General features: G+C 34.6%; 11 protein-coding genes and 2 pseudogenes. 6 read left to right on the forward strand and 7 right to left on the reverse strand.

Annotated elements, in window-relative coordinates:
- Positions 1-27: 27 nt before the first annotated feature.
- Together F0342_RS10635 and F0342_RS10640 are read right to left on the reverse strand one after the other, a co-directional pair.
- A complete protein-coding gene (locus tag F0342_RS10635; protein WP_149155907.1) occupies positions 28-456 on the reverse strand; it encodes an organic hydroperoxide resistance protein in 429 nt (142 codons plus the stop codon).
- A 385-nt stretch (positions 457-841) separates the two neighbouring features.
- Positions 842-1,285: a carboxymuconolactone decarboxylase family protein gene (locus F0342_RS10640; RefSeq protein WP_149155908.1), complete on the reverse strand. Its 444-nt coding sequence runs from the start codon at positions 1,283-1,285 to the stop codon at positions 842-844.
- A 234-nt stretch (positions 1,286-1,519) separates the two neighbouring features.
- Here F0342_RS10640 and F0342_RS10645 point away from each other — a divergent pair, with 234 nt between their 5' ends.
- Positions 1,520-2,014: an Rrf2 family transcriptional regulator gene (locus F0342_RS10645; RefSeq protein ID WP_149155909.1), complete on the forward strand. Its 495-nt coding sequence runs from the start codon at positions 1,520-1,522 to the stop codon at positions 2,012-2,014.
- Positions 2,015-2,203: 189 nt separating this feature from the next.
- Here F0342_RS10645 and F0342_RS25370 read toward each other — a convergent pair.
- Positions 2,204-2,547 (reverse strand): annotated as a pseudogene (locus F0342_RS25370) (vancomycin resistance histidine kinase VanS); the annotation flags it as partial.
- A gap of 663 nt (positions 2,548-3,210) precedes the next feature.
- On the opposite strand from F0342_RS25370, the gene F0342_RS10655 reads away from it, so the two are divergent.
- From F0342_RS10655 to F0342_RS10675, 4 genes and pseudogenes are all read left to right on the forward strand, one after another.
- Complete coding sequence (locus tag F0342_RS10655; protein WP_149155910.1) at positions 3,211-4,302, forward strand: endospore germination permease; 1,092 nt, start codon at positions 3,211-3,213, stop codon at positions 4,300-4,302.
- Positions 4,283-5,740: pseudogene (locus F0342_RS10665) on the forward strand (spore germination protein). The gene F0342_RS10655 and the pseudogene F0342_RS10665 overlap by 20 nt, the downstream one beginning before the upstream one ends.
- Before the next feature lie 3 nt (positions 5,741-5,743).
- Positions 5,744-6,862: a Ger(x)C family spore germination protein gene (locus tag F0342_RS10670; RefSeq protein ID WP_149155913.1), complete on the forward strand. Its 1,119-nt coding sequence runs from the start codon at positions 5,744-5,746 to the stop codon at positions 6,860-6,862.
- A 718-nt stretch (positions 6,863-7,580) separates the two neighbouring features.
- Entirely contained in the window at positions 7,581-9,746 is a 2,166-nt protein-coding gene (locus tag F0342_RS10675) for a YhgE/Pip domain-containing protein (RefSeq protein ID WP_149155914.1), read from the forward strand.
- A gap of 352 nt (positions 9,747-10,098) precedes the next feature.
- Here the strand turns inward: F0342_RS10675 and F0342_RS25635 are convergent, their stop codons facing one another.
- From F0342_RS25635 to F0342_RS10705, 4 genes are all read right to left on the reverse strand, one after another.
- Entirely contained in the window at positions 10,099-10,329 is a 231-nt protein-coding gene (locus F0342_RS25635; protein ID WP_316252600.1) for a hypothetical protein, read from the reverse strand.
- A 356-nt stretch (positions 10,330-10,685) separates the two neighbouring features.
- The gene (locus F0342_RS25375) at positions 10,686-10,820 is read right to left on the reverse strand and encodes a hypothetical protein (protein ID WP_262481698.1); all 135 of its coding nucleotides are present in this window, start codon (positions 10,818-10,820) and stop codon (positions 10,686-10,688) included.
- 646 nt (positions 10,821-11,466) lie between these two features.
- Positions 11,467-12,114 (reverse strand): MOSC domain-containing protein, encoded by a 648-nt coding sequence (locus tag F0342_RS10700; RefSeq protein WP_149155915.1) that lies wholly within the window; start codon positions 12,112-12,114, stop codon positions 11,467-11,469.
- A gap of 850 nt (positions 12,115-12,964) precedes the next feature.
- A complete protein-coding gene (locus F0342_RS10705; protein WP_149155916.1) occupies positions 12,965-13,684 on the reverse strand; it encodes a DUF4386 domain-containing protein in 720 nt (239 codons plus the stop codon).
- 331 nt (positions 13,685-14,015) lie between these two features.
- Between F0342_RS10705 and F0342_RS10710 the strand changes: the two genes are divergently transcribed.
- A complete protein-coding gene (locus F0342_RS10710; protein ID WP_262481699.1) occupies positions 14,016-14,225 on the forward strand; it encodes an NAD(P)-binding protein in 210 nt (69 codons plus the stop codon).
- Positions 14,226-14,373: the final 148 nt, after the last annotated feature.

Genomic DNA, 14,373 nt, shown 5'->3' on the forward strand with positions numbered 1-14,373 from the left:
CCCGTAATGTGACGTTCTGTGACCTGATTAACCAACTACGTTTGCAATTACTTCGATATTTCCACGAGTTGCTTTGGCATAAGGGCAAACCTTATGAGCTTCTGCAACGATTTCTTCAGCCACGCTAGTTTCTAAGCCTCTAATAGTGATATCCATAGTAATTGCCAGTACATAGCCGTCGTTCCCATCCTTGCCGAGCGTAACATGAGAATCAATTGTTATACCTTCTGCTTTAATATTTTTCTTTCTAAGAATAGTGCCCATCGCACCTTGGAAGCATGCGGCAAATCCTGCAGCGAACAGTTGCTCCGGATTTGTTCCAGCTCCGTTGCCTCCTAATTCCTTGGGATATCTCAAGTCCACATTAAGATTCTCATCGCTGGAAACAGCTTTTCCATCTCTTCCACCTTGAACGTTTACAGTAGCCGTGTACAATTTCTTTTCCATTTTAATCATTTTTGGAACTCCCCTTTTCATACTGGATTATTATTTTATACTCTAGCCGTACTGATGACTGCTTTTGCTTACCGAATGGGCGTTGAACGTTCGTTCAGAAATAAATAATAAATGATTAACCATCATAACCCATTTACTGCTGATACACGAAATATTTTTAAGAGCAAATTGAATTAGATATATTTAAAAGATATTTGCAAAGAAATAATATTAAATTTTAGTAATCCCCCCTTTCGAAAATATAATTACTAAAATTCGAATCATGTTTTGAAATTCTAAAAGTATATTTACTTACTAATAGGTAAGTTATATTCTAAAAAAAATTCCTGAGATAAGTTATTGGGATTGCCGGTTGCTATATCAACGCCCCAATACTCAGGAATAATTATTTTTCAGTTGCTATATTCCCCATCGCAATAGAAATTCTATTCCAGCTGTTGATTTGATTAATTATTAGAACAAGGTCAATATATTGCCTCTCGTCATAATGTTTCCGTACTCGTTGATAAAGCTCATCCGGCACACGCATTGTCGGGATCAAAGTCACGTACTCTGTTAACTCAAGAGCTATTTTTTCTGATTCAGTGTAAAATGTGCACTCTCTCCAAGCACTAATACAATACAGTCGTTGTTCCGTTTCTCCCATTTTTCTAGCATCAGTTGTATGCATGTTAATGCAATATGCACAACCATTTATTTGAGAAGCCCTAATTTTTATAAGTTCACGAAGTTTACGGTCTATACCTGTAGTTTTCGTATACTTCTCCATTTCCATCATTATTTTAATTGCTTCTGGTGCCAGCTTGTAATAATCAATTCTTTGGTCCAATATAAATCCTCCTTTAAAAACTTATTCTATTCATATTTGAACCTTAGATAGAACTAAAGTGACAATTATGGAGAGAACCAATCATCGATTGATATTATCCATAATAAGGTTTATAGTTTATTATGTCAAACCTCTTTTAATGTTAATTAATACCAAATGCATATGTTTGACACGGTAACAAAAAATTTCTAAGATTAACTATAAAATCTCTCTTTTATGAAGAAGGTGTTATTAATGCAGTATAGTATTGGAGTTGAGTATGCACTTCACTGCCTTGTCTATTTAATTGATAATCCAGAGGATTCACCCATTGGCATAAAGGAACTTTCCCATTTTCAAGGGATCTCTGAAACATACCTATCAAAGATATTTAGTAAATTATCTAAGGACGGAATTGTAACTTCAGTGCCTGGAGTTAAGGGTGGTTATAAACTTGCTAAATCTCCAGAAGAGATTTCCTTTTGGGATGTAATTGAAGCAGTTGAAGGTACTAAGCCAATTTTTCAATGTAAAAACATTAAAGATAATGGTTATCTGTATAGAGATAAAATCTGCTCTTCAGGCACCTCCTCTTGCACTATCAATTTAGTTATGCTCTCTGCGGAAGAAACTATGCGTGAGTTCTTGCGTGGCAAAACACTTTCATGGTTAAAAGATGAGCTGGAGCGTGTCTTACCTAAACAAATACGTGAAGAAACTCGGAAATATTTTTCGAAGAGCAGCCTATAAAACAAACCTCTCATGAAATTCCTTAATAAATAGGAATTTAGAGAGGTTTGTTCTTTTTTCACTGCTTCGTTTGCATCAATGTATTCCATCAACATATTCCCCACCATATCCGTAGCGATTTGCATTTGTAATTAGATTTTCAAACACAGGACTATCAAATCATTTTTTTATTGGCAGCATTCCTTAATTCAATTTCTCATCCTTTAGAATTAAATCTAAATAGCAGATAACAGAAGTGAGGGCGTACGTAGATCATGAGCCAAGTTTACTACGAGCTGATCCTTGCTGCTTTCGTGAAATCACCTCTTTCAACAGCTTCTTTCAACCCTTCACTTGCCAAATTTATATCCTGTGCGATATCTCTAGACTCATCATGGGGGAATTCCAACCCGCTGGTGAAAATAACCTTTGTTAGATTATAGATCCACTTGGAAATTTCATTGAAATAGGTGGAATAGGGGTTTAGTGAGTAATAAGAAGAACAATACAGAAAGTGGAATAAATAAGAGCAAAAAGAAATTAATATCTCCAATAGTGTTTGCAAATGCAACATGGTTATTTACGTTGAAGTAGCCAAGCTTGCCAGTCTAGAAAGTGAAGGTACGGACTTGGGCGTAGAACGGTCCCCCCTGTTCAGTTCTTCAGATGGGCTCGATCGGTGTTGATGTTATCACGCTACCATATATATTAAGTACGATTAGTGTTTTACCCCACTGTTCCCGATATGGCACCGGACGGTCATTTTGAAATTTTACTTTTTGGTCTAGTAATTCTGGTTATGCGCTGTATGGGGAAAACTGTATTGGCCCAGTTGACACCGCCTGACCTCACTGTCATAGTGCTTAACGTCACATTGTCCGTTAGACCAATCAAAGTACATGGATTAGGACAGACTGTTATCGGGATTTTCATTTTAGTCACTATGTCTCTCCCTTGGTGAAACCCAATTAATAGTAGTAAACATAATACAATGCTCGAATACTCTAGGTAATATTACACAAGAAACGATTTGATATTATATAAAATAGGTTTAATTCAAAAATTACTCGTTCATAGTCTAAATACCGATTTGAATAAAATGTCATCTTGTTGTTGCAGACTTTAACTATTTAATCAATTTATTACAATCTCGTGCATTTTTTTCAGTTCCGAGGCTAAACTATGCAAGTAATAAGTTGAATTTAAGGTGGTTTCCCATGAATCAAAAGATGATTCAAGCTATTCATATTTATATATTATTTATTATGTCTACAGGATTCATGGTACATGTTCTAATTATCCCTGCTTTATTATCAACCTCTAACAGGGATGCCTGGTTAAGTGTCATTTTCAGTACGATACCATTTATCCTCTGGATTCTACTTGTTTTTTATATTTATAAAAAGTTTAATACTCATGATGATATTATCTCTTTACTTAAAAGAAAATTAAATCAATCTGGGGTTTTTATAATATTTTCAATTGTATTCGGATCCTATTTTCTGATTTCTGCCTTTATAACTCTTAAGTTTACATTTTTTTGGACAAATGCTAATTATACTTTTGAGGTCCCTAATTTTGTTATTGTATTGTTATTCGCTCTCATTTGCTTTTATGGGTCTGCAAAAGGTATACGATCGATAAGCACGATTGCTTTTCTAGTATTTCCAATAGTGTCATTTTTTGGATTTTTAGTAGGATTCGGAAATTCGAAAAATAAGAATTATGAACTGTTATTTCCGATATTTGAGAATGGATACACAGATTTTCTTCAAGGTTTAGTATATAGCTGTGCTGGTTTGTTTGAAATGATCTTTCTTTTGTTTTTAACGTCCTATATGAAAGACAGATTAAAGATTAAATGGCTTATATTGGTTGGGATCATTCTTGTGTTTTTAATCTTAGGTCCACTTGTAGGAGCCATTTCACAATTTGGTCCAGAAGAAGCAGTAAAAATGAGGAATCCAGCTTATGAGCAGTGGAAGCTGTTGGAAATTAGCCAGCACATTACTCGTCTTGATTTTCTTTCAATCTTTCAATGGCTCTCTGGAGCATTTGTTCGGATAAGCTTATCATTATTTATAGCAGACAAACTATTTTTATTAAACAAAAAGAAAAAATGGGGGCTTCCAATCCTTTATTTACTATTAATCATTGGTGCATGCATTCCTTGGAATGCCACCTCATTTTTTTACTTTTTACAAAATTATTTCTTCCCATTAAGCCTTATTTTTCAATTTTGCACGCTGCTGTTTTTTTTACTAATCATTCATTTGAAAGGTGATCAACATGAAGAAAGTTCAACCTAATAAAAAAGTCGTCAGCATAGAGCAATTGAAAATTTGGTTTGAAGGTTCTTCTGATACCGTGATAAAAACGAGGGACTACCAAGATCATACTTTGGATTTTTTGTATTGTCCTCAATTAGTAGATATGAAATTTATTAATGAGTTTATTTTCCCAACAATTAATGAAGTCATAGAAAAGAACGGGCACTTAGATTTTGAATTGTTAAATAATGTTTTGGAGGCCAGTAAACTTAAAGATATACATAACGTTAAAACAGAAACAGAGGAAAAACTTTTTTCAGGTGAATTAATCATATTTAATCATCATTTAAACGAACTTTACTTTCTACCCGTGTCAAATCTTCCAAAACGAGGTCCTGAAGAATCTAACATGGAATCCTCAATTAGAGGACCAAGAGATGGATTAGTAGAAAATATATCGGATAATATGGCATTAATCCGTCAGAGATTATAAACATCATCATTAAAAAGTATTGAATATACACTTGGCGAAAGAAGCAGAACGAAAATCTTATTACTTTATATAAATGATATTTTGAATCCTTCTATTCTTGAAGATGTCAAAAAACGATTAGATTCAATAAAGGTAGATAGTGTCGCTAGCAGTTATGAAATTGAGGAATTTCTATATGACAAAACTTTTTCTCCATTCCCTTTGTTGGAGAATTCAGGAAGACCAGACTTCGCTGTTCAATCCTTAACACAAGGAAGATTTGTGATTTTAGTAGATGGAAATCCGACTTGCTTAATAGGACCCGCAAATTTAAATCAACTATTATTTTCACCAGAAGACGCACATGATAGTTTTATTTACGTTAGTATGGTCCGTGTCCTGCGGTTTTTAGCTATATCTACGACGATATTCTTACCTGGTTTTTATATTTCGTTAATAACTTTTCAACTTGATCAAATTCCTTATGCACTTCTCGCAACAATATCTGCTTCTAGAATAGGCTTGCCTATATCTGCACCAATGGAAGTCTTTATTATGCTTGTTTTATTTGAATTATTTAAAGAAGCAGGTGTTCGCCTACCTAAGGCTGTTGGACAGACTGTTGCTGTTTTAGGCGGATTATTTATTGGTGATGCTGCGATTCGAGCAGGGTTAACATCTCCATCCTGTTTGGTCATTGTTGCAGTTACAGTAATATCAGGTTATATCCTAAGTAATCAAACCATGTCAGGCAATATCGTGATTCTGCGATTTTTAGTTTTTGCCTTTTCAGGACTATTTGGATTATATGGCTTCTTTATTTCTTTTTTTCTCATTCTCACAAACGTGGTTTCATTAGAAAGCTTTGGTCAGCCATATATGTCGTATTTATCCAAACCCAATGCAGCAGATATCATTAAAAATATGTTGAAGCTGCCTTATCGATTTATGAAGAAGCGAAATCAAGCATACCAACCTATTGATAGCGATAGTCAAAAGGAGTAATGTATGAAAAAGATTTTATTTATTATCATGATAAGCAGTCAGATTTTTCTTCTTACTGGGTGCTGGGGTTCAAAAGAAATACAAAGTCAAACTTATATTACAGCTTTAGGACTAGATTACGCGGAAGGAGAATTTATCGTCTATATTCAAGCCTTGAATTTTGCCAATATCGCGAAACAAGAAGGCGCATCTTCTCTGCAGCAAGCCTCCCCCATATTGATTGGGGAAGCTAAAGGAAAAACAATACAGTCTGCCTTAAGCAAATTAGTACAAATGTCAGCATTACCGCTCTACTACGGGCATGTTGAATCCATTCTTTTAAGTGAAATTCTTATAAAGGAGCAAATGAAGTCCGTCATCGAATTTATTGGACAAAATTCTTTACTTAGATACAATCTATGGCTTTTTGGTACAGAAAAGGATATTAAAGAAATTTTAACAAGTGAGAGCTTTTTTAATTTCCCATCTAAATATACAATCATCCATAATCCCAAAGCCTTAACTAAATATAACTTATTTATTCCCATTGAAAAGTATAATAAATTTATCTCGACCTATTACCAGCCAGTTGGTACTCAGATCATACCTTCATTAGAAATGAATAAAACTCATTACTCAGAGGATGAAAAAAAGAAAAATATTACTGTTGTTACTGGGGGATTTGTCATTTCACAGAAACAATACAAAGGATGGGTAAATAAAAACGAACTAGTTGGCTTAAAATGGTTTTCTAAAAAAGCTTCTATCATCCCTCTATCCCTCTATGACGAAAAAGTAAGTATAATCATACAGAACCCTAAAAGAACAATTGAAGTAGTAAATGGCTTTAAACCTTCCTATCACTTAATTGTAAAAGCCAATGCAGTACTGATTCAAAATGAGGAAAATATTAGTATAGATAAAATTAAAAAAGAATTAGAAAAGAAAATTAAAAGGGAATTGTTAAAGACGATGGAGAAAAGTGAAGAAATAAATGCAGATTTGTTAAATATAAGTGAAAAAACATATCGATATCACCTAAAAAAATGGGACGTAAGTGCAATTAAATCAATTGATAAAGATTCTATAGAACACATTGAAGTAAAAATACACATTGAACAAAATATCAAATATAAGCATTAAAATGACTATATTTGATACATAGAAGATGCAATTGCTTTGCTAACTTAACAAAATGAATAGTTACCCTCTTTATATATTCTGGTTGGCCTATTTTTTATAGATTATTCTTTAGGTAGCCGGGGTAGGACGTTCGAGCAGGTTGAACCTTGATCCCGTACGTTATTCTCCCCCCTACTAAAGACCTCTGTCATTGTATTGTTTGTCCAATGAATCACCAATTAAACATCTCTGGAGTGAACCTCGAGATATTCGATATAAGGATACATCCCCAACCAAATTTCCGTTTTCTTTTTAAAAATATACCTAAAACAGATGAAATCATCCCGAAAAAAATGGAAACTTATCTTATTACAGATATCGCCCCTTTTCTGGAAGACTCGAAATCAAGGTAATAAGTTTAATAACAGTTCTCATCTATATTTTTAAGACTATGTACTTTTACATCATCGTGTACCTCTCTATTCTTACGATTTATCCATATTCCTTTCATTCCAGCTAACCTGACTTCCATTTGCGTTCGTCTAAAGGAGATCCCCGATGGCCCTTAAATTGAACAACCCTTTTTGTCACTTAACAGTTTCTAAATCCATCTTTTCACAGTAAAATGTTCCTTTAAATATTACCTGTTGATTTTGGACAATGCTATACTTAAATCTTGAATAAATAATGGATTATTCAAGAAATCAAAAATTAAAACTTGAAGATTAGGATGAATAATATGTGGAATATTTTTAAAAAGGATATTAAAAACATTTTTACCAATTGGGTTGCTGCTATATTAATCGGAGGCTTGACGTTATTACCCTCTTTATATGCCTGGTTTAACATTGAAGCGTCTTGGGATCCCTATAGTCAAACGGATCAGCTTCCAATAGGGATTGTGAATGAAGATGCAGGGGCTATGATTCGTGATAAGGAAATACATATCGGGGATGAGATCGTCAAAGGACTGAAGAAGAATGATGATATGGATTGGCAATTTGTTGAGCGTAAAGAAGCAATGGAAAAGGTGGAATATGGAGATTATTTTGCCGTCATCGTAATTCCAGAAAATTTCTCTAAGAAGTTAGGAACCGTTATTAAAGATCACCCTGAAAAGGCGGAAGTTGAATATTATGTGAACGAAAAAATCAATGCTATAGCGCCTAAAATCGCAGAATCTGGTGCAGGCGGGATTGTCGATAAAATTACGAGTAACTTTATCTCAACTGTAAACGGCATTATTTTTAATAAGTTTAATGAATTAGGCCTAGAGATTGAAAAGGATCTTCCTGATATCAAGCGATTTGAAGAATATGTATTTCAAATGGAAGAAAAGCTACCTGAGATTCATGCCTTATTAAATGAATCTTTGTCAGATGCGGAAAATGCCAGAAGAATTATTGATAAGGCACAAGGACTTGTTCCTGATGCAAAACGAGTAACTAACGATGGATTGCAAACGATAGATGAATCCAGCGAGATTTTGAAGAAGGCTGAGAATCGACTAAATGCAATTGCTCCTCAGGTTCGAAAGGATCTAGAGAAAGTACATAGTATGACGACGAAAGTGAACGATTTTATCAGTACTGTGCAATCTTCTGATATTAACCTGAACCAAGGAAAGCAAATAAGTGATCAGATCAATGAGCAGATAGCTAATTCAGTTAAGAATATAGCAGTAGTAGAGGCATCACTAAAGCAACTTCAAGAGCAGAACAATAATAATGATCAAGGTACAAGTCAGAATCGAGAACAAATCAATCAGGCTCTTGAACAATTAGCTTTTTTGAAGAAGGAACTACAGACAATTCAAGAAAGCGGCCAAAAGATCAATACATTTCTTTCTGACAAACAACAAGAAGTGGATGGTTTGATCGCTCAACTTCAGGAAAGATCAGCTACTACGGCAAATGAAATTGATGCATTTGTTAAAGAATATAATGAAAACATCGAACCAACTGTCATACAGGAAGTTGCCAATGCCAAGAAAACGTTGAAGGATGCCAGGGAGATCATAATTGAAATCCAATCTACACTGCCAGAAGTAGAAAAAATCCTCGCAAATACAGAAGGAAACTTGGGTGAAGGAGAAGAAACGCTTAAGAATATAGTAGGGGAATATCCATATATCAACGATAAGGTAAAACAATTAGCAGATCGGATTCGAGAAATCCAAGGGGAAACAGACATTAATGAAATCATTGAGTTACTGCAAAATGATCCTGAAGCAGAGAAGGGATTCTTTGAGGAACCTGTTCAACTCTATAAAAACAGCTTATTTCCAATCGCAAACTATGGAACAGGCATGACTCCCTTTTATACCGTGCTTGCGATATGGGTAGGTGCCCTATTGTTAATTTCCCTATTAGCTACAGGTGTCCATAATTCAGATGAATTTACCGAAAAACAAATCTATTTTGGTAAACTTTTCACTTTTATAAGCATCGGTTTTGTTCAAACACTTGTGGTGACATCAGGAGATATTTTCATTATGGGAGTGGATATCGCAGAGCCAGTGTGGTTTATCCTATTTGGATTGGTGTGTAGTTTAGTATTTATCCTAGTGGTCTATACATTAGTTTCGGTATTTGGGGATATTGGTAAGGCAATGGCTATTGTGCTACTTGTGCTGCAAATTGCTGGTGCAGGAGGAACGTACCCTGTAGCATTACTCCCTGAATTCTTTCAAACCATTCACCCGTTCTTACCATTCTCATATGCGATTGATTTGATGAGAGAAGCCGTTGGAGGCATTGTTTGGGAGAGAGTTTATAGAGATCTAATGTCTCTAACGCTATTTGGGTTCATTGCTTTGTTAATTGGAACCTTCCTTAAAGGTCCGTTAAGTAAGAAGACAAAAGCCTTGATGAAGAAATCGAAAGAGTCCGGGTTATTTCATTAGAGCATAAGTAAAGGGGCCTTGTAGAGAAATTTCTACAGGGCTTTTTTAAATTTTCAAAACGCTGATAAAGGTAGAAGAATCATTTATTTCTTCTACCTTTATCCCCTTTACTTTAACAAGGAATCTTCAAATGATGACTACCCCTCCGATCAGGATTCCTAAACTAACCCCAAATACTGTGACTAGAGGAGGAAGGCTATGCCGAAAAGCGTGCAACTACATTTAAAGTCGTTAATACAGGATCTCCAGGAGCCAGCCGGACAAAAAAACTAACGATTGTAAGAAACAACATAAAAAGCAGAACTTCAAAAAATTCACCTGCAATAATTCGAAACATTCACTTCACATTCAGCTAATTGGAAATCATGTAATATTCACTGCGTGTGGTAACCCAATTTGTTACTTTATATTCGTTATAGGCAACAATTGAATTAATAGTTGTTGTTAATTCAGGTTCCTCGGTACCACTGAAATTAAGACCACCAGTTGGATGATACGTAGTACTTAAATAGTAACCTGCATCCCCGCGGAGAGCTGTTAAATTACTATATGTAGCCAAATCCCAATCACGATTAGACGCCATATAATCTTCAGGAGTATCAATTTGACGGATTTCCACATCAATTCCGATTTGTTTTGCATCGAATTGAAATACTTGCGCTATAGGTTAAGAGAGTGAATGATAGCTGCTCACCATCTTTTTGCATTTTACCGTCTTTAAGTGTGTAGCCCGCATCCTCCAAATATTTTATAGTTGTTTCTCTAGACCGCCAAAAAATTGTTGACACCATATTGTTAGGGTATGCAGAACCCGCTGTCGGACCATTTTACCATCATTGCCATTTGCTCCCTCTTATGAACAAAGTGAAACAGGCATCAGCGAATTCACAGCTCGGCGGACATTTACACCCTGCAAGCTTTTACGCTCCATATTCATCGTCATTTGATGTACTCGATGGGCTGCTTTATGGTGATATGTAATGTATATCCATCTGCTTCAATCGAATCTATTTTCAATGCATTTTGAATCGCAACACTTTCTTTAAGTGCGTTGAAGAGATAACTTAACTGCATCAGCATCCATCTTTTTCCATTGTGAAAGGTAATTCCTATACGAATATCAATGACTCAATTAATTCCATCTTCCCCACTCCAACTCACAGCAAGCCAAGGTGCAATTGTTATGTTTTCTTCGTCTAATTTCACTAACGTTTCTGTAATCCCTGCTCTTAAAGGAACATAACTTGAATCAACATGTGGATCAAAGTGAGTTAGTAGAGAAGTTTTATAGAGAAAATTGACATGCTTGCTTCCTTCTTCTTTATCACTCTTTATATTCTCTGTGCACGCTGTTATAAAGACAGCCTAACCAATAAGACAACTCCCCTTTTCACATGCTTCGTTAGCACGTTCTAAAGGAAAAGTTTCAATCATTGGTCGTATAACAGAGAACACGAAGTTAACGGCATCTTGGATTTCCTTTGTTTGTCCAGTAAATGAACCTCTAACTGTATGTGGTCCTGTTAAGAAGTCCATTGCTGATAAATCCAATTGCTCACCAGAACCAGCTTCAATAATTTGTTCACTGTCTGAATCAAGCCCATTAATCAGAGAAGAAATAGCTTTGGCATTCGGAGCAGTAGTTTAATATAAACTCAATTAATAGTAAATAAATTCAAAAAATAAACGCGCCCTCTTCATGAATAAATTACTATATATTTTAATTTGTATGAACTTGATTATAAAGCTTCATCATGCGATTTTTCCATTCAAGAGAAAGTTCATCGATAGAGAGTATCTTTTCGATTTCCGAAAGATCTTTATCATGAAAGTACGTATGGTGAATGTCCGCAATCGACATCCGTTTAGGATGCTTTTCTAGAAGTTTTATTTCAGATTGAATAGTGATTGTTCCTTCTTCTAAAACACGAAAGAAATACCCAGTGTAGCCCGTTTCCACAACTTTCTTTAATAAAGTATTGATGGATGTATGTTTATTGATGGTTGAGCAGGGAAAGCGTCCCTGCGAAACCTGTAAAATGGTATTTCCTATTTTATAAATATCACCAATACATACATTAGTTTCTGGCATACCTGTAACAGTTAGATTTTCACCGAACGCAGCTTTTGGAAGTGTTGTACTATAGATTTTTTCAAAATATGTATAGTGTTCATAAGGGTATACACAAATGACTCTTTCAGATCCACCATGAAACTCATGATTTTCAACATCATCATCTAACACACGTTCGAAAGTTACCTTTAACCTTTCAACCTGGTCTTTAGAAATCCCAGAACGATATTCTCCTCCTCTATGTATGAGTGTTTTTGGTTTTCCTTTGCTTAGCCAAATAATTTGTGCGGTCATCCGTTTTTCACAACCTTTTTAAATTATGATACCAATGTTCACTGGTTCTTTTAAACTTTATATCATATTCATTAAAGATGTTCCATATGCTCTGAATTTGGCAATCGAGTTGATATATATTCTTGGACAAAAACCTTATCTTATAGAAATCAATAATTTTTATTTATTTCCATATTATGTAAATCCCCAATTCTTTAAGACCTGTATTCATGGTGATTTTCACTATCTTGTTTCAAACATTTTTTACTAGTTATTCTTGAATGAAGAAATAGTACAAGAGAATTATGATTATGATTAAATTCAAATAGAACAATTAATCAGAGGGATACTGTTATGTTACATCTATTCATTTTGAGAATACATGTATAGACTAACAACGCATTTACAATCGATAAATGGATTGGCTTATGAAAGCATAAGGAGATATCTCAACTGTTTATAACTAAGTTTCTCTCAAATTAGCAATCGGTCATTCATTATTGTCGAGTTTTTTATTACATTGTCAAAGTCTCAGAAGTTTTGTCATACATCTTTCAAATAACTCTAAACTCAATCATAATGATTCATGAGGTGATAATTTGATAGATGATTTTGAACTTTTTTTATTTATAAAACATTTATGTGAATTATTTGAAGAATATATTTTATTTGAATCACCTATCTTAAGAGAAGTCATCCTAAATGAAATTCAATTATTTGTTGAAATTATTAATACTTGAATCTGTTTTATTCCCCAAAAATAGGAAGAAGATATTTATTCACACTATGGGTCAAAAGTGACCTATTATCATTCAACAATCCAGCCTTATCGTATTATAAGGTAGCTGAAGATCGTTAATTATGTTTTGGCTTACCTTTCTTCCTGATAAGCCCTAATTGTTAAAGAATTCAGTACCGTTGTGTTGAATCCTTTAACGATTAGCCATATAGCCAAAACCAATTGTTGAAAAGCTATCGGAATGTTCAACATCATATAGGTTGTATCTAGACCGATGAAGTGAATCATAAATAATAAGCTTGCAAATATGGACAATGTTGATCCGATAATACCCCAGACTGACAACAAACGTGGTACTAGTTTTGTTTGGTAAAATATGCAGTGCAACAATAGCATAGCCAAAACAAATGCCAGTGTCGTTGCCACATGGTTCACCAAATCACGTCCTGTCTGTAACAATCCACCTAAGGACTGAAAATAGGATACATCAACCGTTCCGACTTTTGTAAATTCTTGACTTAGTGTCAATAGCAACAGAAGAATGATTACACCAATTATAATGAACACACCCGCAATAATTCCGAAAGCAACAGATCCAAGAGCTAAACCTTTATTATGCCTACTTAAAATCGGATACATCAAAATAGGAATACCAACATAAGCAACAACCATTAACAACTGGAAAAAAGCTCCTATTAGTACCTGGTTTTCAAATGTAAAAGCCTTGGCTATGTAGTCTGCTCCATCTATAACAGGAACAACACTAAATATACCTGCAACGATCCCAGCTATTAATAACACCCCAGCAATTACTGCAGACCTTTTACCTGAATTTGTACTCTTCCTCAACATATCCCCTCCTATAATACCTACCTTTTATAAATATATAATCGAAAAAGGTAAGATAAAGCAGATACTTTAGTATGATTAGGCCTCTGTCCAGAAAGTCGACACTATCAAAAATATTATGGACCTTCCTTAGATGAATAGTTTCCCATTGTAAAAAATGTATCTATTTGATCGTTTCACAATTTTATCCTTTCCTTAAAATTTCTTATGATTTTCTTTACGAATTGTTATGCTCTATGTTTCGGACTTATTCCAGAATCTTGTACTTTAACTTAAACCAATTTTTTTCAAAACCCTTTATCGTCTTGATTTGTGAATGAATAAAGAGGAGGTTATGTCGCTGACTCCAAAATGGGATGTTGTCATTGTTGGTGGTGGATTAGCTGGTTACGTTGCAGCAAATTTTATAGTTAAAACTAATTTGAAAGTATTAATATTAGAAAAAGCAAATAAGTTTGGAGGACGGATACTACTAGGCGTACCTATCCCCTTGGCTCTCCCGGGGAATTTGAGCTCGCAAAAGATGTGGCGTGGAGATTCCTAGAGCTATACAAACATGGCGGATTCGCAGAGAATTTCCATGCAGGATTGAGAGATTTTGCGCATACATGGACATCTAGTGTGTTGATCTACCTAGCTGGGAAACTGAGTTAGATAATTGATGATTTATCGCTTTATAAGCATATAGAACT

This window comes from Bacillus sp. CH30_1T, from assembly GCF_008364765.1.
Lineage (GTDB): Bacteria > Bacillota > Bacilli > Bacillales > Bacillaceae_B > Rossellomorea.